Annotated in this window: 20 protein-coding genes; 8 read left to right on the plus strand and 12 right to left on the minus strand. The window is 63.4% G+C overall.

What is annotated here, in order from left to right; genetic code table 11:
- Positions 1-122 precede the first annotated feature (122 nt).
- Entirely contained in the window at positions 123-668 is a 546-nt protein-coding gene (locus ACZ881_RS09435) for an acyl-CoA thioesterase (RefSeq protein ID WP_454811199.1), read from the plus strand.
- Here the strand turns inward: ACZ881_RS09435 and ACZ881_RS09440 are convergent.
- Genes ACZ881_RS09440 through ACZ881_RS09450 form a run of 3 tightly spaced genes read right to left on the minus strand, consistent with a single transcriptional unit; the run spans position 665 to position 3,130 of the window.
- The gene (locus ACZ881_RS09440; protein ID WP_476114589.1) at positions 665-1,465 is read right to left on the minus strand and encodes an ABC transporter permease subunit; all 801 of its coding nucleotides are present in this window, start codon (positions 1,463-1,465) and stop codon (positions 665-667) included. The two genes, ACZ881_RS09435 and ACZ881_RS09440, sit on opposite strands and share 4 nt — an antisense overlap.
- On the minus strand, positions 1,458-2,456 hold the full coding sequence (locus ACZ881_RS09445; protein WP_476114593.1) for an ABC transporter ATP-binding protein: 999 nt from the start codon (positions 2,454-2,456) through the stop codon (positions 1,458-1,460). The genes ACZ881_RS09440 and ACZ881_RS09445 overlap by 8 nt, the downstream gene beginning before the upstream one ends.
- Positions 2,453-3,130: a TetR/AcrR family transcriptional regulator gene (locus tag ACZ881_RS09450; protein WP_474658991.1), complete on the minus strand. Its 678-nt coding sequence runs from the start codon at positions 3,128-3,130 to the stop codon at positions 2,453-2,455. Before ACZ881_RS09450 ends, ACZ881_RS09445 begins: the two co-directional genes overlap by 4 nt.
- Before the next feature lie 142 nt (positions 3,131-3,272).
- On the opposite strand from ACZ881_RS09450, the gene ACZ881_RS09455 reads away from it, so the two are divergent.
- Positions 3,273-3,650, plus strand: a complete 378-nt coding sequence (locus ACZ881_RS09455; protein ID WP_091469153.1) for a thioredoxin family protein — start codon at positions 3,273-3,275, stop codon at positions 3,648-3,650.
- 132 nt (positions 3,651-3,782) lie between these two features.
- Here the strand turns inward: ACZ881_RS09455 and ACZ881_RS09460 are convergent, their stop codons facing one another.
- A complete protein-coding gene (locus ACZ881_RS09460) occupies positions 3,783-4,061 on the minus strand; it encodes a putative quinol monooxygenase (RefSeq protein ID WP_024817673.1) in 279 nt (92 codons plus the stop codon).
- An 83-nt stretch (positions 4,062-4,144) separates the two neighbouring features.
- Between ACZ881_RS09460 and ACZ881_RS09465 the strand changes: the two genes are divergently transcribed.
- Complete coding sequence (locus ACZ881_RS09465; protein WP_476114599.1) at positions 4,145-5,821, plus strand: AMP-binding protein; 1,677 nt, start codon at positions 4,145-4,147, stop codon at positions 5,819-5,821.
- Positions 5,822-5,834: 13 nt separating this feature from the next.
- Here the strand turns inward: ACZ881_RS09465 and ACZ881_RS09470 are convergent, their stop codons facing one another.
- The 3 genes from ACZ881_RS09470 to ACZ881_RS09480 all read right to left on the minus strand — a co-directional run bounded on the left by ACZ881_RS09470 (position 5,835) and on the right by ACZ881_RS09480 (position 8,690).
- Complete coding sequence (locus ACZ881_RS09470) at positions 5,835-6,647, minus strand: ABC transporter permease (RefSeq protein WP_091469148.1); 813 nt, start codon at positions 6,645-6,647, stop codon at positions 5,835-5,837.
- Complete coding sequence (locus ACZ881_RS09475) at positions 6,647-7,615, minus strand: ATP-binding cassette domain-containing protein (RefSeq protein ID WP_179019626.1); 969 nt, start codon at positions 7,613-7,615, stop codon at positions 6,647-6,649. The genes ACZ881_RS09470 and ACZ881_RS09475 overlap by 1 nt, the downstream gene beginning before the upstream one ends.
- Before the next feature lie 103 nt (positions 7,616-7,718).
- On the minus strand, positions 7,719-8,690 hold the full coding sequence (locus ACZ881_RS09480; RefSeq protein ID WP_476114602.1) for a DNA-3-methyladenine glycosylase family protein: 972 nt from the start codon (positions 8,688-8,690) through the stop codon (positions 7,719-7,721).
- Positions 8,691-8,833: 143 nt separating this feature from the next.
- Here ACZ881_RS09480 and ACZ881_RS09485 point away from each other — a divergent pair, with 143 nt between their 5' ends.
- From ACZ881_RS09485 to ACZ881_RS09495, 3 genes are read left to right on the plus strand one after another with little or no spacing between them, the layout of a single operon-like run.
- A complete protein-coding gene (locus tag ACZ881_RS09485; RefSeq protein WP_476114605.1) occupies positions 8,834-9,226 on the plus strand; it encodes a VOC family protein in 393 nt (130 codons plus the stop codon).
- Between the two features lie 50 nt (positions 9,227-9,276).
- Positions 9,277-10,662: a cystathionine beta-synthase gene (locus tag ACZ881_RS09490; RefSeq protein ID WP_476114609.1), complete on the plus strand. Its 1,386-nt coding sequence runs from the start codon at positions 9,277-9,279 to the stop codon at positions 10,660-10,662.
- Positions 10,663-10,706: 44 nt separating this feature from the next.
- The gene (locus tag ACZ881_RS09495; protein ID WP_476114611.1) at positions 10,707-11,870 is read left to right on the plus strand and encodes a cystathionine gamma-synthase; all 1,164 of its coding nucleotides are present in this window, start codon (positions 10,707-10,709) and stop codon (positions 11,868-11,870) included.
- Between the two features lie 88 nt (positions 11,871-11,958).
- Here the strand turns inward: ACZ881_RS09495 and ACZ881_RS09500 are convergent, their stop codons facing one another.
- A complete protein-coding gene (locus ACZ881_RS09500; protein ID WP_476114613.1) occupies positions 11,959-14,079 on the minus strand; it encodes a phosphocholine-specific phospholipase C in 2,121 nt (706 codons plus the stop codon).
- Between the two features lie 186 nt (positions 14,080-14,265).
- Between ACZ881_RS09500 and ACZ881_RS09505 the strand changes: the two genes are divergently transcribed.
- Together ACZ881_RS09505 and ACZ881_RS09510 are read left to right on the plus strand one after the other, a co-directional pair.
- On the plus strand, positions 14,266-14,817 hold the full coding sequence (locus tag ACZ881_RS09505) for a winged helix-turn-helix transcriptional regulator (protein WP_476114615.1): 552 nt from the start codon (positions 14,266-14,268) through the stop codon (positions 14,815-14,817).
- Positions 14,814-16,256: an MFS transporter gene (locus tag ACZ881_RS09510; RefSeq protein WP_476114617.1), complete on the plus strand. Its 1,443-nt coding sequence runs from the start codon at positions 14,814-14,816 to the stop codon at positions 16,254-16,256. The genes ACZ881_RS09505 and ACZ881_RS09510 overlap by 4 nt, the downstream gene beginning before the upstream one ends.
- A gap of 146 nt (positions 16,257-16,402) precedes the next feature.
- Here ACZ881_RS09510 and ACZ881_RS09515 read toward each other — a convergent pair whose 3' ends face one another.
- From ACZ881_RS09515 to ACZ881_RS09530, 4 genes are read right to left on the minus strand one after another with little or no spacing between them, the layout of a single operon-like run.
- Positions 16,403-19,483 (minus strand): glycoside hydrolase family 2 TIM barrel-domain containing protein, encoded by a 3,081-nt coding sequence (locus ACZ881_RS09515; protein WP_476114620.1) that lies wholly within the window; start codon positions 19,481-19,483, stop codon positions 16,403-16,405.
- Positions 19,483-20,397 (minus strand): carbohydrate ABC transporter permease, encoded by a 915-nt coding sequence (locus ACZ881_RS09520; protein ID WP_091469125.1) that lies wholly within the window; start codon positions 20,395-20,397, stop codon positions 19,483-19,485. Before ACZ881_RS09520 ends, ACZ881_RS09515 begins: the two co-directional genes overlap by 1 nt.
- Positions 20,394-21,353, minus strand: a complete 960-nt coding sequence (locus tag ACZ881_RS09525; RefSeq protein ID WP_476114625.1) for a carbohydrate ABC transporter permease — start codon at positions 21,351-21,353, stop codon at positions 20,394-20,396. The genes ACZ881_RS09520 and ACZ881_RS09525 overlap by 4 nt, the downstream gene beginning before the upstream one ends.
- Entirely contained in the window at positions 21,350-22,684 is a 1,335-nt protein-coding gene (locus tag ACZ881_RS09530; protein ID WP_476114628.1) for an ABC transporter substrate-binding protein, read from the minus strand. The genes ACZ881_RS09525 and ACZ881_RS09530 overlap by 4 nt, the downstream gene beginning before the upstream one ends.
- Positions 22,685-22,793: the final 109 nt, after the last annotated feature.

Below are 22,793 nucleotides of genomic sequence, written 5' to 3' on the forward strand. Positions count from 1 at the left end.
TTCATGAACCGGCGGTAAACGTTAGTGCAATCGTTGTACATAAACGGTCTTTGGGCTATGAGCCGGGTCCGCGATGTGGTCTGCATATTCCCCATGAAGTTACCGACGGGTAACATTGAGCCATGCACTTGCTTCTTCGTACCCTCATGCTGCTGTTCACGTCATCCAAACGTTCGCCCTTGGGTGTCTGGGAAGAATCCTCGCTGCCTTTGCGGGTTCTGCCCACTGACATCGACATCGCGATGCACGTCAACAACGGTATGTATTTCTCGCTCATGGACCTCGGCCGTTTCGACCTGATGGTCCGCAGCGGCATCTGGACAAGAATGCGCAAGCGGGGTTGGAGCCCGGTGGCAGCCGGTGAGACCATCGCTTTCCGCAAATCGCTGCAGCTCTGGCAGCAATACACCATCGAGACCCGCATCATTGGCTTGGACAGTAAGGCCATCTACTTCGAACAACGCATGGTGGTGGACGGTGAAATCTATGCACGGGCACACATCGCCACCCGTCTGGTGCACAAGGGCAAGCCTGTCTCTCAGGAAGAAATCATTGCCGAGTTCGGCGCGCCGCCGGCTGACCTGGAACTGCCCGAGTGGATCCACGAGTGGCGCGAAAACAATGCACTTCCCGGGGCGCGTCGTCCCGCCCCGCACGTGTGGAGCTAAACCCCCACGTCACGTTGCTGCAGTGCCACCGCTCCGAGCACGATCAGGGCTGCGGAGATGCCATACAGTCCCGCGGCAGCTCCCCAATCGGCCCCGTTTGCCACAGGGGAGTTGCCGTACGCCCAGTGATAGGGCGAAAGGTTCAGCAACCATTCGACGTCGGGACTTTGCCGCCCCACTGCGTTGAACACATATCCGAGGACGGCCACGGCGGCGCCCGCCGCGATCCCATACACTTTCCGGCCGCTCAACGCTCCGGCGCAAAGCGCAGCTGTCCCGCTGAGCAGCGCCAGGGCGGCGAACAGCAGCACCGCTCCGGCGAGATGTCCGACGTCGATGCTCAGTTGCGAGGGCCCGTTCAGTCCCAGCACCAGCAGGAAAACGAGAACGGAAAGCAGTGCGATACGAACCACGATGGCCAGTGCACGCTCGAGGACTACCTGCACCCGGGTGACACTGTGGGCGAGCGTCAGTTCAAGTAATCCGGATTCCTCGTCGCCGCCCACGGCCGCGGCGCCCCAGCCGACCGAGGCCATGGACATCAGCAGGAAGCCGATCAGCCCGAACATGGTGGCTTGGGTGTAGCCGGGGCCTGACGCGATTTGATCGTAGTTCAGGGCTTTGGTCATTTCGGGGGGAAGCGCGTTGATCAGGTCCTGCATTTGCGCACTGCCCCCGATCGAGGGATACAGCGGCAGGTAGAGCATGCACGCCGTCGACAAGCCCAGTGCCCATGCCAACGTTGAACGCCACGAGTCAGTCAGGGCCTTGGTGAACAATGGGAGAACCCTAGGCACGGTGTGCTCCTTCCGCGCGGCGTGCCGAAGCATGAAGCTTCCCGGCAGCGTGGTCATTCCCCACGGATTGTGCCGTGTAGAGAGTCAATACGGCTTCCTCCAGATCGGGTTCTTCAAGGACCAGATCCGTCACGTTCAGCTTGGACAACTCCTGGATCAAGGGCTGGACGTGGCCGGAGAGCGTTGCCGTAGCCTCAACTGTTCCGGCGGCGTGACCGTCGGCCTTGAGCTCCCGTACTGCCACGTTGGCGACGCCGGGCACCCTGGCCAGCAGCGCGCCGACGTCGTGCGGTTCCGTCCCTGTGCTGTTGAACCGCAGCTGCCGGACTGCTGCCGTCCTGAGCGCCTCCACGGTGGAAACGGTGACGATTTCGCCGTCGCGGAGGATGGCGACGGCGTCGGCGGCTTGCTGTACTTCGCTGAGGACGTGCGAGCTGAGGAATACCGTGGTGCCGTCATCCAAGGCTTCACGAACCAACGCATGGAATACCTGCTGAACCAAGGGATCCAGGCCGCTGGTGGGTTCGTCGAGGACCAGGAGTTCCGGCTTGTGCATAAAGGCCTGCAGCAGTCCGAGCTTTTGTTTGTTGCCTTTGGAGAGCTTCCGGGTTTGGCGATCGAGGTCAAGGTTCAGCCGCTCGGCGAGTTCGATGACGTGCCGTTGCTCAACGGGTCCGCTGATGGCTGCGAAGTGCTCCAGCATGCGCCGGCCCGTGGTCCTGTTTTCCAAATGCAGTTCGCCGGGCAGGTAGCCGATCCTGCGGCGAAGCGCAGTGCCTGCCTGTCGCGGGTCCTGTCCCAGCACCGAGATGGACCCCGCGCTGGGCCTGATGATGTCCAAAAGGCAGCGCATGGTGGTGGTCTTGCCCGCTCCGTTCGGCCCGATGACGCCGAACACCGTCCCGCGTTCCACTGCGAAGTCGAGCCCATGGAGGACTTCCCGGGCTCCGAATCTCTTGCGCAAACCCTCGACGACGATTGCCTGGGTCACAGTGCATGCTCCCTTCCGGCGCTGGTGCTGTCTTGCTGCAAGGCGTCGCGGGCCGCATCCAGGAACCGCGAATCGGTGTAAAAGCCGTGTGTGTAAATCTCCAGGGCGGGCAGGGTGAGTTGCCGGAGAAGGTCGGGGCCGATGCCTTGCGGCTCCGGGGCAACTGTCCCCAACGTCCGTGAGAGGTGCCGGCCCAGCATGAGAATCGACAGGCTGTTCGAGGCGATGACGACGGCGGTGGACCGGGCGTCGTCGAACTTCCGGATGGTGCCGGCTTCGATTCCGGCATGGATGATGTCCTGGGTCTGCCTGACCACGGCATCAAAGAAGGCGTCACCTGCCTCGGACTCATCGCTGAGGACACGACGGATGTAGGCGATCTCGTCCGAGTATTGGTCGGGGTGGTTGAGGTAATCCTGGATGAGTTGCCGAGTGGACTCCGGGTGGGTTTTCTCGCGACCCTGCGTTGCTGTTTGGGCCAGGACGTGCTGGTCGCAAGCGTCGCGGAGCCCGTCTTTGCTACCGAAATGGTGAATGACCAGGCCTGGGCTGACTCCCGCAGCAGCGGCTACCGCCCTGACGGTGGCGCGGGCAAATCCTTCACGGCCGAAGAGACCGATGGCGGCGTCGCGGATGCGCGCCCGGGTGGTGAGATCTTCTGCGTTTGAACGCATGTTTCATACACTAAACAGCTGTTCAATCTGGATCAAGGGTTTGCCGTGATATGCAGTTCGTCCCTTTATTCCCGGTGACGCGGGAAGCGAACAGGGCCCGCCTCAACGGGACTTAGCGGGCAGGGTCGCGTACCGTGGAAGCATGGCTACAGTTGACATCACTGGAGAACAGTTCGCATCGACCATCGAGGACAACGACATTGTCCTGGTGGATTTCTGGGCGGCCTGGTGCGCCCCGTGCCGTCAGTTCGCCCCCACGTACGGGGCAGCTTCAGAAAAGCACACTGACGTCGTGTTTGCGAAGGTAGACACCGAGGCTGAGCAACAGCTCGCCGCCGAAGCCGGGATCACATCCATCCCGACGCTCATGGCATTCCGTGAAAAGGTCCTTGTCTTCTCGCAGCCGGGAGCCCTCAACGGTCCGCAGTTGGAGCAGGTCATCGAGGCCGTGAAGGGCCTGGACATGGAAGAGGTCCACGCCCACGTTGCCAAGGCGCGTGCCGAGGCTCAGGAAAACTAAGACTAAGCGGCGGCTCTAAACATCGAGGGCGCCGGAACGCATCGAGGTCGCCGGAAAATTCCGGCGACCTCGATGCGTTTAAGGCGTTCTCGCAGTCTTGCAGCGATTTCGCCGGACTGAAGCAGGGAGAGCCTAGAGCCGTTCCAGCTTGACCGGCTCGGCGAGCAGTGCGCTGAGGGACTCGTTCAGGTCCTGGACGGCGATGCCCTTGGAGTGCTTCTCCAGAAGCTCCTCGGATTCCCAGCGCTCAGTCAGGACTAGCTTTTCTTCTGTGGCCTCGGTCAGTTCATAGCGGATGCAGCCAGGCTCGTTGACGACCTCGTCGATCGCGATTTCCAGGGCGAGCTTCACGCGGAAAAATTCGCCTTCGTTGGGGATGAACGTGGCCTGCAGGTCAATGGGTTCACTCATGGCTCCAACCCTACCGGCAGGACACGGCGCTGCTGGAGGCGGTTACGGTTCTGTTGCGCGCCGTCCCTTGGTAGCGTTCCGTCATGTTGTCCTACACTGCCGGAGACACTGACGTCCCGCTGCTCGAAGAGACCATTGGCGCCAATTTTGAGCGCATCGCGGCCCGGTTTCCCCTGCGGGACGCGCTTATCGAAGCGGCTGTGGTGCCGGGCGGTGACGCCCGCCGCTGGAGCTACCAAAAGCTTAACGACGACGTCGATCGCCTTGCCCGCGCCCTGCTCGCCATGGGCGTGGCCAAGGGCGAGCGGATCGGCATTTGGAGTCCCAACTGCGCCGAGTGGACCATTCTTCAGTACGCCACAGCCAAGATCGGTGCGGTGCTGGTCAACGTGAACCCTGCCTACCGGAGCCATGAGCTGGAGTTCGTAGTGAAGCAGAATGGCATGCGAATGCTGGTGGCAGCGCCATCGGATAAGCACAGTGACTACGTGGGCATGGCCAGGGATGCGGCCCGTAACTGTCCCGACCTCAGGGAGATCGTCTTCCTCCCGGGAGAGCCGGAATTGGGACTCACTGCGGGCGTCCCGGAAGCCAACCACGAACTCACCTACGGTGAACTCCTGACCCGGGCAGACGGCGTCGGGCTTTCAGCGCTTCGGGACCGCATGGCCGGCCTTGACCCACACGACCCCATCAACCTGCAATACACCTCCGGCACCACGGGGTTCCCCAAGGGCGCCACCTTGACTCACCACAACATCCTCAACAACGGGCACTCGATCGGCCGGCTCCTGAACTACACCGAGCACGATCGTGTGGTGATCCCCGTGCCGTTCTACCACTGCTTCGGCATGGTGATCGGGAACTTGAATGCGCTGAGCTTTGGTGCGGCGACCATCATTCCGGGCCGCGGTTTCAACCCGTCGGCGGCGTTGGAAGCAGTTCAGGACTTCGGCGGGACTTCCCTGTATGGCGTGCCCACCATGTTCATTGCCGAGCTCGCACTGGAGGATTTCAACTCCTATGATCTCTCCACGCTGCGTACCGGAGTCATGGCCGGTTCCTTATGTCCCATGGAGGTGATGCGCCGGGTCATCGATGAGATGCACATGGTTGACGTCGCCATTTGCTACGGCATGACCGAGACCTCGCCGGTGTCCACCATGACCCGCGCGGGGGACACCCTGGAGCAGCGGACCAGCACGGTGGGCAGGACCATGCCGCACCTTGAGAGCCGCATTGTCGATCCGGGATCGGGTGAAGTGGTGGAGCGCGGCGTCATCGGTGAGCTCTGCACGCGGGGTTACTCGGTGATGCAGGGCTACTGGGGCCAACCGGACAAAACGGCGGAGGCAATCGACGCTGAGGGGTGGATGCACACCGGCGACCTCGCCCGCATGGATGAGGAAGGCTATGTGGTGATTGAGGGCCGGATCAAGGACATGGTGATCCGCGGTGGAGAGAACATCTACCCGCGCGAGATCGAGGAATTCCTGTATCTCCACCCGTCCATCCAGGATGTGCAGGTGATTGGTGTTCCCGACGAGAAGTATGGAGAGGAGCTGATGGCGTGCATCATCCTCAAGCCCGGTACTGAGACGCTGACTGCCGAGGACCTGGCCGATTACTGTCGCGGAAAGCTGGCCCACTACAAAATCCCGCGTTACATCGACGTCCGTGAGTCCTTCCCCATGACTGTGTCCGGGAAGGTACGGAAGGTGGACATGCGCCAGGAGGCGGTGTCCCGGCTGCACCTGTAGCTGAAACAGGCCGTCAGTTGGTATTCCGGCTGATGGTCCGGATTCCCACTACAAGTCCGACGGCGGCCGTCACCACGGCGGCCACGAGACCCCACATCGTGTCCATCCCAATGCGTCCGGCAAACAACTCCCGTTCGGCGTTCACCAGGTAGGTCAGGGGATTGAAGAGGCTTGCCACCTTCATCCACCCCGGACCGGCTTCTATGGGCAACATGATGCCGGAAAGGATCATCAGCGGGAACAGCAGCGTTTGCTGCACGCCCCAGAAGATCCATTCCTTGTTCTGCGAGACCAGGGCAAGGGCATAGGACAGCGCGCCGAGCCCGATGCCGAAGATGCCCAGAATGACCAAGCCCAGCACCACATGCAAAGGGTAGAAAACGAAACCAAAGGGAATGCAGACCACGGAGATCAGCAGACCCTGCAACACCAGGGGAGCCCACTCCTTCAGCGCCCGGCCGATCATGAGCGAAGACCGGGAGAGCGGCGTGGCCAGGATCCGTTCGTAGGAACCGGTCATGAGTTCGTACTGCAGGTTGGAGCCGGTCATGGAGGTGCCGAACAGTGCGATCATCACCACCACTCCAGGAAGGAACCATTGCAGCGTGGACTGGCCACCGAAGGCCGGGGCACCAACAGCTGAGCCGAGCAGCGGCCCGAACAACCCCAGGAAAACCAGCGGTTGGATCAGGGAGAAAATCAGCGAGAAAGGATCCCGCAGCGGCAGCAGCATCTCGCGCCAGAAAACGAACCACGTGTCAGTGACTACGCTGCGTGGTCCACGCCTTTGGAGGGCCACACCCGGGGCAACGGCTTGTTCAATCATCAGACTTCAGCTCCTTCCCGCAAGCTGCGGCCGGTCAATTCCAGGAAAACGTCGTCCAGCGTGGGTGGTTTCAGTTCGAGGGACTGGGCGGGAGCGCCGGCGTCGTGCATTTCCTTCAGCAACCCCGGTGCAAGTCGGGCACCCTGCGCCAACCGAAGTCGGAAGCGGACCACGCCGTCGTACGCGTTTTCCTCCATGTCGCCCTCCGCGGCCGCGCGGCCCAGCAGCCCCCGCACCTCGGACGCGGAACCGGCGGCAACTTCCACGGCGAGGAGGTCCCCGGCGAGGTTCGCCTTGAGCCGTGACGCGGTGTCGTCGGCAATGATGGTCCCGTGGTCGATCACGATGACACGCTCGGACATGGAATCGGCCTCGTCCATGTAATGGGTGGTCAGCACAATGGTGGTCCCGTGCTCCTCGCGCATCCGCATGATGTGCTCCCAGAGGTTGGCGCGGTTCTGGGGGTCCATTCCGGTGGACGGCTCATCGAGGAACAGCAAGCCGGGGGAGTGCATCAACCCGAGGGCCACGTCCATGCGGCGCCGTTGCCCGCCGGAAAGTTTGATCACGGTGCGCTTTGCGAGGTCGCTGAGGTCCAGGGATGCCATGAGTGTCTCGGCACGGGCTTTCGCGTCTGTGGTGTTCATTCCGTAGAAGCGGCCTTGCATGATCAGTTCGTCGATCACGCGGTAGCTGTGCCCGCCGCCATTGCCTTGGCCGATGTAGCCGATCCGGGCGCGCACCCCCGCCGGGTCCTTGGCCACATCAACGCCCGCCACTGTGGCCGACCCGGAGGTGGGTTTCAACAGGGTGGTGAGCATCCGCAGGGTCGTGGACTTGCCGGCGCCGTTCGGGCCAAGGAAGGCGACAAGTTCGCCGGGCGCGACGTCGATGTCCACGCCCTTCACTGCCTCGACGGTTTCCTTCTTCACGGTGAAGGTCTTGGTGAGCTTGTTGGTGTGGATCACGGTCACTCCAGGGATGGCAGGTGATGGCTCCTAGGCGCCACGCTATACCCGTGGATGAAGGCCGTCCATGCTCCTGCGGACAGGTCCCGTCCGCAATCAAAACTTAGTGGCCGCGGTGATCCTGGACCGTCATCCGCGGCCCGAAAGTGGGTTTGCGGAAGCCGCTCAAATACAGCATCCGCACCAGTCGCTGCCGTTGTCCGCGCCATGGTTCCAGCAGCTCGAGCATGCCGGCGTCGTCGGTCTTTTGACCTGTCAGGGCGTACCCCACGTAAGCGGCCAGATGGTAGTCGCCCACGGAAATCGAGTCCGGGCAGCCGTGGGTGCGTTGGACCACTTCGGCTGCGGTCCAGATGCCGATGCCCGGAATGGTCTGCAGCTTGGCACCGGCCTGCGTTGAGTTCAGGTCCGCCAGGCGTTCAAGCGCGACGGCGGACTGCAGCGCCCGCATCACCGTGGCCGATCGCTGTGGTCCAACGCCGGCTTTGTGCCACTCCCACGAAGGGACGGCTAACCACTGCCCGGCGGTAGGAGGAACAAGGAGTCCCGCAGGGGCCTTGCCCGGCGCCGGCGTTCCGTAGCGATACATCAGGTACCGGTAGCCTCGCCTTGCCTCCAGGGTGGTGACCTTTTGCTCCAAAATGGTGGGCACAAGGGAGTCAACCATCCGCCCGGTGGAGGGCAACCGCAGGGCCAGGTTCCGGCGTCGTGATTCTGTCACCAGCCGCGGAAGGGTGGCATGGAAGGCGGGGTCATCGAAGGCCGACCAATCGTCATCGGCGCCGAGCAACCGCGGAACTCCCGCGATGGCGTCGTCCGCACCGGGTCCCCAGGCTTGGGCATCCACGAAGGAATCGACTCCCAGGCCGCCTCCCGAGAGGCGGAGCGTCACCGGGCCGGACGGTGCAGTGAAGGCCATCCAAAAACCGCTGGAGTGCGCTGCGAAGGACGGATCCGCGTTGCCGCGCATGAGCGGAAACATGGTCTGGTCCAAGCGGAAGGAACCGCCCGGATGCCACCGGACGGCCGCATCTGCCGCGGCCGCAACAACGGGCGGGGCGTCTGCGATGGTCATGTTTTCATGGTCCCACGCCCGGCTGACAATCTGCAGCCGCCGACCCCTTACGGCAACAACCGCACGCAGCTAGACTCCCTGATGTGGCGTGGGTGGGCCGCGCCATATCTGAGGAAAACTTCCAGGAACGAGGAGCGCGGACCATGGCCGCCATAGTGCATTTCGAGATTCCGACCGACAACAGAGACAGAGCCAACACCTTCTACGAGAGTGCCTTCGGCTGGAACCTGAGCCCCATGCAGGGGATGGACTACACGATCGCAATCACAGCGCCTTCCGACGAACAGACCGGCACGCCAACGGAGCCTGGAGCCATCAACGGCGCCCTGTTTCCACGGACGGACGCACTGAAGACCCCTATCCTCACCATCGATGTGGAAGATATTGACGCCGCGCTAGGGCAGATCGAGTCCGCAGGCGGCAGGGTGGTCCAGGCCAAGGACGCCGTACCCACCATGGGCTGGTACGCCTACTTCAAGGACACGGAGGGCAACGTCCTGGGCGTGTGGCAGACCGACACCTCCGCAGGGACCTAGCGAAGGGGCCGGGTCAATCCCCCTAGCGACCAGGCGGTAACTTTGTACATATGAAGTACGCCCAGTCCGTGTTGGACCTCATCGGCAATACGCCCCTCATCAAGCTCAACCACGTCACCGAGGGCATCAAAGCCACCGTCCTGGTGAAGCTCGAATACATCAATCCCGGCGGATCCATCAAAGACCGGATCGCCGTGAAGATGATCGAAGATGCGGAAAAGGACGGCCGGCTCAAGCCGGGTGGAACCATCGTTGAACCGACGTCGGGCAACACCGGAGTGGGACTGGCGCTCGTAGCCCAGCAAAAGGGCTACAAGTGCATTTTCGTGGTGCCGGACAAAGTAGGCGAAGACAAGCGCGCCGTGCTTCAGGCGTACGGTGCCGAAGTTGTGGTGACGCCCACCGCCGTCGCGCCCGACAGCCCGCAGAGCTATTACGGGGTCTCCGACCGCCTGGTCAAGGAGATCCCGGGCGCCTTCAAGCCGGACCAGTTCTCCAACCCCGCCGCTCCCGGCAGCCACTTCGAGTCCACGGGCCCGGAAATCTGGCAGGACACAGACGGGCGGGTCACGCACGTAGTCATCGGCGCCGGAACCGGCGGCACCATCACTGGAACCGGCCGCTACCTCAAGCAGGTCTCGGCGGACCGTTCGGAGTCCGACGGCGGCCCGGTCAAGGTCATCGGCGCGGACCCGGAAGGCTCGGTCTACTCAGGCGGAACCGGCCGGCCCTATTTCGTGGAGGGCGTGGGCGAGGACATGTGGCCCGGCAACTACGATCCCGCTGTTCCGGATGCCGTGATCGCTGTCTCCGACGCCGACTCCTTCTCCATGACCCGCCGGCTGGCCCGGGAAGAGGGCCTCTTGGTGGGCGGTTCCTCCGGCATGGCCGTGGTCGCGGCGCTCCAGGCTGCCAAGGACCTGGACGAGTCCGCCGTGGTAGTGGTGATCCTCCCGGATTCCGGCCGCGGCTACCTTGCCAAGATTTTCAACGACCAATGGATGCGTTCCTACGGCTTCCTCTCCGGCGGCGAAGAAGCCTCCGTGGGCGAGGTGCTCAAATCCAAGACGGGCGAGATGCCGGACCTGGTCCACATCCACCCGAATGAAACCGTCCGCGACGTCATCAACATCATGAACGAGTTCGGCGTCTCCCACATCCCGGTGCTCTCGCAGGAACCACCGGTGGTGATGGGCGAGGTCTTGGGTGCCGTGGACGAGCGCAGCCTCACCAGCAAGTTGTTCCGTGGGGAAGCGAAGCTGACGGACATGATCTCCGAACATATGGGGGACAGGCTCCCGGTCATCGGATCAATGGAGACCATTTCCGCCGCGCGTGAGCTGCTGTCCGACGTCGATACCGTCATGGTGACTTTCGTCGGCGCGCCGGTGGGCATCCTGACGCGCCACGACCTTTTGGCGTACCTGAGCAATTAGGCGCCCCGCGCTGATCCAATCAATTCAAACCCAGAGGAGCTTCCATGTCTGCCAGCAACAACGCCGGGTTCAACACACGCGCCGTCCACGCCGGACAGGCCTTCGAACCGGTGACCGGGGCTGTGGTGCCTCCGCTGCACTTCAGCACCACCTATGCCCAGGACGGTATTGGCAACCTGCGCTCAGGCTACGAATACGGGCGCGGCGGGAACCCCACCCGCGACGCCCTTCAAGAGCAGCTTGCCGCCCTCGAAGGTGGCACCGCGGCGTTCTCCTTCGGCTCGGGCCTGGCTGCTGAGGACTCACTGATCCGCGCGATCGCCCGCCCGGGTGACCACATCGTCCTGGGCAACGACGCCTACGGTGGCACGTACCGCCTCATCAACCGAGTGCTGGGAGACTGGGGCATCGGCAACACCCCCGTGGACATGTCCGATCTCGACGCCGTGGCTGCTGCTGTTGCAGCGAACAAGACACGCCTGGTGTGGGTGGAGACGCCGTCCAACCCGATGATGAAGATCACGGACATCGAGGCACTCGCCGCCGTAGCGCACGACGCCGGTGCCCTCCTGGTGGTGGACAACACCTTCGCGTCTCCCTACTTGCAGACCCCGCTCGCCTTGGGCGCCGATGTGGTGGTCCACTCCACCACCAAGTACATCGGCGGCCATTCCGACGTTGTGGGCGGTGCGATCGTGGTCAAGGACGCTGAGCTTGCCGAGAAGATCGGTTTCATCCAGTTCGCCGTCGGTGCCGTCTCGGGGCCCATGGATGCCTTCCTGACAACCCGTGGCTTGAAGACCCTGGGTGTCCGCATGGATCGACACAGCGAGAACGGCCAGGCCGTGGCCGAATGGTTGCTGCAGCGTCCCGAGGTTGAAGCGGTGCTCTACCCGGGCCTCCCGGACCACCCCGGACACGAGCTCGCGGCCAAGCAGATGAAGAAGTTCGGCGGCATGGTCTCCGTACAGTTCAAGGGTGGCGAAGCGGCTGCCCGCACGGTTGCCGAATCCACGTCGGTGTTCACTCTTGCCGAATCCCTGGGTGGCATCGAGTCCCTCATGAACTACCCCTCGGAGATGACCCACGCTTCCGTGAAGGGTACTGAACTGGCTGTCCCGGTCAACCTCCTCCGCCTTTCCTGCGGAATCGAAGAAGCCGAGGACCTGATCGCAGACCTTGAGCAGGCCTTCGCCAGAATCGGCTAAGCCCCGAATCCGGCTCTTGTTCGTGCTCCTCGCCGTTCAACGGCGGGGGTGACGAACAAGAGCCGGATTTCTTGCTGGTGCTCTTCGGCTAGCCGGAGATTCCCTCGCGGCCGTCTTCTTCACGGCCCGTCAGGCGACGACGGAACGTGGTGTCTTCGGCAGAGGTGATTTCCAGGTCGTACCAGCCGTTCAGGGTCTCCCAACCGATCTTCCTGGTGTGTCCCGGCTTGAGCTTCACGGTTTCGACGCCGTCCGCATACTGCAGCGACTTCAGCCCCAGGCTTACCGTTGCGGTGCCGTTGTTGCGCAGCTCCAGTTCAACGTCCTTCCTGCCGCGGCGGCCGTTGACGGTGACGTCGACGCCGAACGCCGCGCCCGCCGTCGTGCCTTTCAGTTCGTACTGGTACCGGTTGGGGCCGGTGACGACGACGTCGAAGGCGCCGGACGCGACTGGGAGGTCCACGTTTTGCCGGCCGAGGACGTCCACGTGCCGGGGTTCGGTAACTTCGCCTGCGTACCCGTACACGGTGAAGTGGGTTGAACTGGTGCCTGCGTTAGCTAGCGTCAGGGCGATCTTTCCGGCTTGCACAGAAGCCGAAACCCGAGGCCTGTAGGGGAGCGGGCGGGCCGGCCGGCTGCCCGTTTCCTGGATGGGCGCTACCTGGACGACCGGGGGATTCGGGCGCCAGCGGCTGATCTTGGCGGGGACAGCGTCGGGGTGCTCAAGAGTTGGCGGTGTGCCGGGGGATGCGAAGTTGAAGACACCCGTCAGGTCACCGCAGACTTCACGGCGCCACGGGGAGATGTTGGGTTCCTCCACGCCGGTCCAGCGCTCCAGGAAGCGTAGCACCGACGTGTGGTCGAAGACTTCGGAGCTGACGTAACCGCCCACGGTCCACGGTGAAACAACGGTCATGGGCACTCGAGGTCCCAGGCCGATGGGCCGTGCCGTGGTCCACTCAGTGGATTCGCCTGACGCTGGTCGCGGCTGGACGGGCGGCGGGACGTGGTCGAAGTAGCCATCGTTCTCGTCAAAGTTCAGGAAGATGGCAGTGCTGTCCCACGTGTCAGGGTTGCTGGCCACAGTGTCCAAAAGGCGGTAGACGAAGTTGGCACTGCCCACCGGTGTGGAGGCGCCGGGGTGTTCGGAGTCAGCTGCGGACGGTACCAGCCAGCTGACCTTCGGGAGGGTGCCGCCTGTAATGTCTGCGCCGAGGCGTTCCAGGAGAGTGTTGGGACGTCCGCGCCACATGGCTTTGTCGAACAGGGACCTCTCGGCTTCGGTGAGGGCGGCGCGGCCTTGCTCCAGCTGGGCGAGGAGGCGGTCCTGCTCGGCTGTGGACTTCCCCGCGAGGTGGTCGTAGAACTCTTCCGTGGTGCGGAGGTTTCCCTCCACGGATGCCAGCATTTTGCGGCCAATCGCCTTGAACGTTTGGAAGTACTCCACGGCGTTGTCGGTGAAGTTGTCCCAGTCCTGGTAGATCTTCCATGACACCCCGGAGTTCTCCAGGCGCTCAGGGTAGGTGGTCCAGTCGTAACCGCCGTGATCGTAGCCGTAGGCCGCGTTGGTCACGGCACGCTTGGTGCTGCCGGGCTCATTGCCTGTGGTGCCGCTCCAGAGGTAGTTGCGGTTAGGGTTCGTGGAGCCGTTGACCGAGCAGTGGTAGGCATCGCAGATGGTGAAAGTGTCCGCGAGTTCGTACTGCAGCGGGATGTCCTGGCGCTCGTAGAAAGTCATGGTGGAGGCACTCTTCGCGGGAATCCACTTGTCACACCAGCCGTTGTTCCACGCCGTCGTGGTCCCGTTGAACGAGTGGTCCAGATCGCCCAGGTACTGGATGTCGGAACCGGGCCTGCCAGCTAGTTCCGCGGCCTTGCGAAGGGAGAACGGCAGGACAGTTTCGCCGGTGGCCCGGGGCTGCTCGAACATGGACTTGCCATTGGGCAAGCGGGTCACGGACTTGTCACCGTATCCTCGGACGCCTCGCAGCGAGCCGAAGTAGTGATCGAAAGATCGGTTCTCCTGCATCAGGACAATCACGTGCTTGATGGACTGCAAGTTTCCGGGCGGGACAGGCCTGGCCATGGCTGCCTGCACTGACGGAGGCAGTAGGGAGCCCGCAGCAGCAAGCGCCGTCGCTGCAGCTGCCGTGCCGAGGAAGCCGCGACGGGACAGTCCGCCGGTTCCATCGGTTGAACGATTCACCATATCAGGAGTATTCGAGGACATTCAGGGGTGCCTTTCGTGGTCGGAGTCGACTGGGCCAGCGTAGGCATGGAGAGTGAACCGATGATGAAACTGCGGCAAACCGGCGGGGTGTGTTTCGCCGTAGCGGCTCATATCCGGTGCAGCAGCACCTAGCTTTCTTTAGGGAAGTCAGCTAGTTTTATGCGCATGCCTCTTCGTTCCGACTGGTCTGCCCGCACGTGCAGCCTTGCCCGTGGCCTGGATGTCCTCGGCGACCCTTGGGGGAGCCTGGTCCTCCGCGAAATCTTCTTCGGCAACGGACGCTTCGACGCCATCAAGCAACGCCTCGAGGTAGCGGACAACGTCCTCAGCAAACGCCTGGGATGGCTCCTCGACGCCGGACTGCTCGCCCAACGCCCATACCAGGACGGCTCCCGCACGCGGCAGGAATATGTCCTCACGAGCAAAGGCGAGGACACGCTTCCAGTGCTCAACGCCATCATCATCTGGGCCGAGAAGCACCTGGACGCTCCCAACGAGGTGTCCCATATGAAGGTCATCCACACCGACTGCGGGCAAGCCACGTTGTCAGCGGACACGTGCACCAGCTGCGGGGCCCGGCTGACCGCCGCCAACACCAGCTGGCATAGCCTCAAACGCAGCGACCACCCACTCCCACTCGCCATTGCACCGCCGGAAACCCGCCCCACCGCTGAAACCGGCACCCCGACTTCCCCTGAAACGGAGATCCTCGCATGACCGCTTCCGACGTCACCGGGGCTCCGCCCGAAAACCCCGGGACACGTGCCGGCAAAACAAGCAACGGCAAAACTCCTGACGGCAAGAACCGCCGTCTCCACCCCGCCTGGATCGTGGCCGCAGTTGCCTTCCTGGCGCTGGTTGGAGCCGCAGGCTTCCGTGCGGCGCCCGGGGTGCTCATGGTCCCGTTGCAGGAGGAGTTCGGCTGGTCCACCACGGTGCTGTCACTGGCCGTGAGCATCAACCTGGTCCTGTTCGGCTTGACGGCCCCGTTCGCAGCCGCCCTCATGGAACGCTTCGGCATCCGGAAGGTTACCTCGCTGGCGCTGTGCCTCATCGGGCTGGGCTCAGCATTGACCGTCTTCGTGAACCAGTCCTGGCAGATCCTGCTCACCTGGGGGCTGCTGATCGGCCTGGGCACCGGCTCCATGGCCCTGGTTTTCGCTGCGACCATCGCCAACACATGGTTCGCCAAGAGCCGTGGCCTGGTCATTGGCATCCTGACCGCAGGAAGTGCAGCCGGACAGTTGGTGTTCCTGCCCTTCATCGCCGCGCTTGCCCAGAATCCGGGCTGGCGAGGCGCATCCTTGCTCATCGCTGCCGGTGCGCTCGCAGTCGTCCCGCTGGTCCTGCGCTGGCTGCGGAACTCGCCCGCCGACGTCGGGGTCTTGCCGTACGGTGCGGAGAAGCCTGACGGCGGGCAGGCGGGTGCCGAAGAACCTGACGCTAAAGACGCCGACGCCGGGACAAAAGCGACGACGCAAAGCCGGCCCGCCGCTGTGGTTGCGTCGCCGGTCTCAGGGGATTCCCCCAATGCAGCGATCCGTGCCCTGCAGGTCCTCAAGCGCGCAGCTAAAGTCCGCACGTTCTGGGCCTTGGCTGCCGGTTTCGCGATTTGCGGAGCCACCACCAACGGACTGATCGGCACGCACTTCATTCCGTCGGCGCACGATCACGGCATGCCCGAAACCACGGCGGCAGGCTTGTTGGCCGTCGTCGGAATCTTCGACATCGTGGGGACCATCGCGTCCGGCTGGTTGACCGACCGTTTCAACCCCAAGGTCCTGCTGGCGGTTTACTACCAGTTCAGGGGGATCGGCCTGCTGGTGCTGCCGCTGCTGCTTGGCTCATCCGTGGAGCCGAGCATGATCATCTTCGTAGTGGTGTACGGGCTCGACTGGGTTGCCACCGTGCCTCCCACTGCAGCTATCTGCCGCTCGGTGTTCGGTGCCGATGGTTCCGTGGTGTTCGGCTGGGTGTTCGCGGCCCACCAGCTCGGCGCTGCAGTGGCCGCACTCCTGGCCGGGTTCATCCGCGACGCCACCGGGCACTACAACTACGCCTGGCTGGGTGCAGCTGCCATGTGCACGGTGGCCGCGGTCATCAGTGCCACCATCCGCAAGGACGCCGTGAAGAAGGAACCCGTGCCGGTTGCTTGAGGCTTGTTGCGAGGTCCGCTCTGCGCGTTATTCGTCCCCGAAAGCAAGCAGAGCAGGCCCCGCAACGGGGTTCCGGCGGGTTGCGAGGCCCGCTCTGCGCGGTATTCGTCCCCGAAAGCAAGCAGAGCGGGCCCCACAACGCACGATTAGCGCGCTTCTGTGATCCGGAAAGTCAGAGTCCGTGCTCCCGGGCGCAACGCGTACTCCGGCCAAACATCCGGTCCGCATGCCCTGGAACCCAGCCCGTGCTGGGCGGCATCGAGGTACAAGTAGCTGCCCTTGCTTGCCGGCAACTCGTGCGGATGTGCTGCGGACGAGATCTCCTGCGCTGTGTGCCGGGAGAGCGTGAAGCCGGGCAGACGGCCGCGTGAGTCCGGGACGGCATCGAGTTGCAGCCAGGAAGCGCCGTGGTTCTGGAGATCCAGCGTCCGGACAGCACTGCGGTGGCCCGTTTCCTGCGGCTTGGCGTAATTTACCGAAAGCTCGTCGATGCCCGCCGAGTAGCTGCCCACAAGCGTCGCGTGCATGCTGTCCGGGTAGGACTCACGAGGTCCCGCGCCGAACCACGACACACCGTCCACCGATCCGGGCAGATCAAAGCGCACCCCCACCCGCGGCCAGATGATGTCCCATGCCGCGCTCGGAACAATGTCCAAGCGGAGCCACAGCTCGCCGTCGGATAGTTGCCAAGTCTCCTCCACAGACACCCAATGCGCGGCGTCGGCTGCGGCGTACCGGGTGCGGGTCACTACGCTGCTTTCGCTGGTTGAGACCTTCTCTACCCGGGCCGTGAGCCTGTCCAAACCGGCATGGCGCCACACTTTTTCCATCGAAGGTGCAGCAACGCCGTTACCGTTGTTGAGCCAAGGATCGGCGAGGTCGTAGCTGCCGCGGCCGGCACCGGAGTCGTTATCCGTGGGTGCACGCCACAGCTCCAGCCGCGGCCCGGACACCGGCAGCCCCGCGAGCGAGACCAAGCGACCATCCTCAAAGACACCAGGACCCAGCGAGACGGTCCCGGAAACCTGCGAAGCTGCCCGACCAGCCGATGCCAAGGGGCGAGGGGGTGTCAGACGCGGACGTGGCGTGGCCAATTCCAGCTGCGCGGCGGAGATGACATGCCCGGCTTCGGCCCAGGCCGTGTCCTTGCGAAGCGCCACCTCCACGGTCAGCCACTGCTCGCCGACTTCCACAACATCAACATCAGGCAATCCGATAAGCGCCGAATCCCCGGCGGCGAGGGGCGCACCCGATGCAGTGACGACGTCGAGCTCGCCGGAAGTGGTCACCACTCCGTCCACCTCCGTGCGCCAGCGCAGTACGACGTCGGACGCGTCCGCCGTGTGCCGCAGGTTGGCGACCGAGACGAAGCGGCGCGTGCCGCCGTCGTGGGTTTCCGTGCTGAAGCCCAAGCGCAGGGGAGCGACGATCTGCTTGTACTCATAGAGCCCGGGGCTGGGAGTGGAGTCGGAGAGGACCATGCCGTCCATGACGAAGTTGCCGTCGTGGACAACCTCGCCGAAGTCGCCGCCGTAGGCGAAGAATTCAGTGCCGTCGGCCGTGGTGGTACGGATTCCGTGATCCCGCCACTCCCAGACGAATCCGCCGTGCAGCCGCGGGTAGCGGTCCACCAGGTCCTCGTACTGGTCGATCGCGCCGGGACCATTGCCCATGGCGTGGACGTACTCGCACAGGATGAACGGTTTGGTGCGTTGGCGTGCGGACTCCGCCGCGGAGCAGCCCAGCAACAGCGAGCCGGAATCGTCGCGGCCGATCGCCTCAGTCTCAGGAACCGAGGAGTACATGCGTGAGTAAACGTCTGTGTAAGCACCGCTGTAGTCGCCCTCGTAGTGGACGGGCCGGCTGGCATCGCGGGCATGGGTCCAAGCGGACATTGCGGCGAGGTTTGAGCCCGTTCCGGACTCGTTGCCCAGGGACCACATGACGATTGAAGGGTGGTTCTTGTCCCGCTCCACCGTCCGCTCCATGCGGTCCACGTACGCCTCCCGCCAGGCGGGGTCGTCACTGGGGTTGCCTACCCAGCCGTGCCGTTCAAAGCCGTGGGTCTCGAGGTCGCATTCCAGGATCACCCAGAAGCCCATCTCGTCGGCGATGTCCAGCAAACGAGGATGCGGCGGGTAATGACTGGTGCGGATCGCGTTGACGTTGAACTGCTTCATCAAGGCAAGGTCGGCGCGGGCAAAATCTTCGTCGAACACGCGGCCGCGGTCAGGATGCGTTTCATGCCGGTTCACGCCGTGGAACACCACACGGCGGCCGTTCACCAGGAACTGATCGCCCTTGATCTCCACCGTACGGAAACCGATGCGCAGCGAAATGGTCTCGCCTCCGCTTGCCACCGTTACGTTGTAGAGGCGCGGAACCTCTGCGGACCAAGGTTCGACGCCGGTGATCGCCACCGGGGCGACGTCGGCAGGGGAGTTCCAGACGACGTCGACGTCCAGTTCCGGTACTGCCAGCCGAATCGGGTAGGCGGCCTGGTCCGCGGTGATTTCGGGATCGATGACGCCGGAGCCGACGGTGTAGGACGTCCGCAACCAGACGTCGTCGATGCACTTTCCGGGGCGGGCCTGTAGGGTGACGTCGCGGACGATGCCCGGCATCCACCACTGATCCTGGTCCTCCACGTAGCTCGAAGCCGACCATTGATGGACCCGGACAGCCAGTAAGTTATGCCCGGGACGCGCGGCGTCGGTGACGTCGAATTCCTGGGCCAGCCGGCTGCCCGTCCCTACGCCGATTTCGCTGCCGTTGAGCCATACCTTGTAACGGGATTCGACGCCGTCGAACCTCAGCACGATGCGCTCGGATTCGCTCCAATCCGCTGGCAGATCGAAGGTTCGACGGTAATCACCGGTGGGGTTCTCATCCGGGACGTGGGGTGCGTCCGTGGGGAAGGGGAACTGGACGTTGGTGTAAATGGGGTTCCCGTAGCTGCCCCCACCCTCCAAAACCCAGTGCGCCGGGACCGGGATCCGGTCCCATGTGGAGTCATCCAAACCTTCCTCGGCGAAGCCTTCGATTGCCTCGCCCGCGGGAAGGACGCCCCGTCCGCCGGGGGTTCCGGGTGCTCCGGGGAGAAGTCTGAAACGCCACTGGCCGTTCAGGGAAAGTGTTGGCGCGTCAGAGTGCAGCCAGGAGCGGGCGGGGAGTCTCTTGCCGGTGCCGGGACCGGTATCAGTGATGTAGTTGGCGGTGTCGGTCATTACTTAACGGCTCCTTCTGTCAGCCCGCCGCGCCAGAAGCGCTGCAGGACAACCATGGCGATGCTGAGCGGAATGATGGAAAGGAGCACCCCGCCCGTGGTCAGTTCATAGAATTCGGGCAGACGGTCAACCTGGCTCAGCCAGTTATTCAGGCCGAGCGTGATGGGGTACAGCTCGGAGTCGGACAGCATGACCAGCGGCAGGAAGTAGTTGTTCCAGATGCCCACCAGCTGGAACAGGAATACGGTGACCAGGGCCGGGGTGAGTACCTTCAACCCGATGGTGTGGAAGATGCGGAGCTCGCCGGCGCCGTCGATCCTGGCGGCCTCGATCAGCGAGGTATCAACAGTGGCCTGGGCGTAGATGCGGCAGAGGAACAGCCCGAAAGGGGAGACCAGTGATGGCAGCAGGACACTCCAGTAGGTGTTCGCCAGGCCCATCTGGCTAAACAGCAGGAAGAGCGGCAAGGCAGTGGCCGTACCGGGGACCAGCACGCCGCCCAGGATGGTGCCGAACACCAAATTCCGGCCCCGGAACTGGTACTTGGCCAGCGCGTAGCCTCCGGCCGCAGCGAAGTACGTGGCCAGGAGTGCGCCGATGCCGGCGTAGATCGCCGAGTTCAGGAACCATCGGCCAAAGATGCCGTTGTCATAGCTGACCACGCGAGCGATGTTTTCCCACAAAGAGAATGTGGGCGCGAACCAGAAGCCGTTGGTGGAAAAGAGATCGGCGGTGGACTTCGTGGAGGCGACGAACACCCAGTACACGGGAATCAGGAAGTACAAGGCCACCACCACCAAAAGTGCGGTGACGATGATGGTGGATGACCGCCGTCGTCCTGCTGAGCGGTCCGGGCCTGCCGAAGCCTTGCTGCGGACGGCAGTGGTGGTGGGTTTCGTGGCGGTGGCGGTCATGAGGACTTCCTGTTCGTCAGTGCGAGGAAGGCGAAGGAAAGGGCAAAAGCGGCCACGGCGATGATGACCGACTGGGCTGCTGCGACGTTGTAGTCGTTATAGGCAAAGGCCGTTGTGTAGGCACTGAGGTTCGGCGTGTATTGGCTGTCGATTGCCGGAGCCACCGTCTTGAGGACTTGCGCCTCAGCGAAGAGCTGCAGGGTTCCGATGATGGAAAACACGGTGGTGAGCATAAGGGCCGGACGAATCAGGGGGAGCTGGATGCTCCGGGCAACGCGCCACGTGGAGGCACCATCCACCTTTGCGGCCTCGTAAAGTTCCACCGGAATGGCTTTCAGCTGCGCCACGATGATCAGCATGTTGTAGCCCGTGTAGCTCCACGTGACGATATTCGCGATGGACCACAGCACGCTGTTCGCGCCGAGGAAATCCGGGGTCAGGCCAACAATCTTGGCCACGTCAAACAACGGGCTGAGCCCGGGCACGTACAGGAAGGACCAGAGGATGGTGGCGATCACGCCCGGCACGCCGTAGGGGAGGAAGTAGGCGGCACGGAAGAAGCCCGGCCATTTTGCCGAGGCCGATTCCAGCATGAGGGCCAACGCCGTGCACAAGACGATCATGACGGGCACCTGGACTACGCCGAACAGCAGCATTCGACCGATGGACGCGACGAAGCTGCCGTCGGCAAGGGCTTGAGCGTAGTTGCTGAAGCCGGCGAACTCGCTGGTCACGCCTGCCTCGCCGAAGAGTCCGCTGCGGGTCACTTTGGTGAAGCTGGAAATGATGGCCACAACAATGGGCAGCAGGAAGGTGAGGACGAAGAGTCCCAGGAACGGTGCCAGCAGGAGCCAGGGCGCGCGGGCGGCAGCGCCGGCCCGATTGCCGGCCCGCTTGCCGGAACGGCTTGGTGCTGCGGGGCGCTGGGCGGTGGGTGCGGTGCGGGTGGTGGTCATGCCGTTTCCTTCCGGATGCTGAGGCCCTTGTTCTTGAAAACGGTCATGATCTGCTGCTCCGAGGCGGCAATGGAATCTACCAATGAGGTGCCGAAGGCTTTCTTGCGGAAACCGTCGCTGAGGATGTTGAAGGACTGCTGGGTTACCGGCCACCATGACCAGTCAGGGTTCTGCTGTTGGGTGGCGGGGACGAAGACTTCCTCGTTGTAGCGCTGGCCGCCGAAGAACGCTGACGGTTGTTGCCGATCCGTGCCGATGAAGTCGGGGTTGGGTGACCAGCCGATTCCGCTGTTCTTGATTTGGGCGTCGATTCCCTCGGTGGACGTAGTCATCCACACCGCGAACTCGAGTGCTTCCCTGGGGTGCTTACTATTGGCCAGGACTGCTGCCGTGGAACCGCCGAGGTAGCTTGAGCCGAAGCCTGTATCGCCCCATGTGGGCATCGGTGCTGCGCGCCACTTTCCTTCGGAACCGCTGACACCCTGAACCAAAGCATCACCCCAGCTGCCGGTTATGGTCGAGGCAATCCCGCCCTTGGCGGCAGCCGCAAACCAGCCCGGGGAGAAGGCTCCATACGCGGTGGTGACGAGGTCGTCGTCGATCGCTGTGTCGAAGAAACGCGCGGTGTTGAGCGTGGCGTCGTCGGTCATGTTAATGACCCAGCCATCCTCCTCCGGGCGCAGCCACTGCGCGCCGGCCTGCCCCGCGAAAGAGGCAAAAGGAGAGGCATCACTGATGGGGAAACAGTCCAGGTAGCTGTCCACGGAGCGAAGTTCGGCGGCGAGCGCGGCCCATTCGTCCCAGGTCGTCGGAGTGCTGCCGCCTACTTTGTCCAGGATGGCCGGCTGGTAGAACATGCCCATGGGGCCCGCGTCCTGGGGGATGCCATAGACGCCCCCGGTGTAGCTGACTTGCTTCCATAGGGTGGGGTCGTACAAGTGGGCGTGATCGTTGGCGCCGTAGCGGGACACATCAACCAGGCCATTTACCAGCATGAACTCCGGGATGGAGCGGAACTCGACCTGGGCCAGGTCCGGTCCGCCTCCTGCTGCCAAGGCCGAGTAAAGCTTCTGATATCCGCCGTTGTTGCCGCCTGGGATCCACACCACGTCCACTTGGATGTTCGGGTTGGCTGCATTCCAGACGTCGGCCACTTTCTGGAAATCCTTGAGCCAGGCCCAATAGGTCAGTCGCACGGGCTCACCGGCGGCAGGGATGGTTGGGGCAGCATTGACGGACTGCGTTCCTGGTGTAGCGCACCCGGTCAGTAGGCCCATGGCTGCTGTTCCCAGGCCTGCGCCCAAGAGTTGTCTTCGCGTGAATCGGGTCATTAGCCTTCACCTCTTCGTGTCAGGTTGACGATGACGCGGGCTTGGATTCGTGGGTCCCGCCGCGGCAAGTGTGACCACGGTAACAGAAAATTCGAGTGGGTACTCGAAT

This window comes from Paenarthrobacter sp. TE3676, from assembly GCF_056279165.1.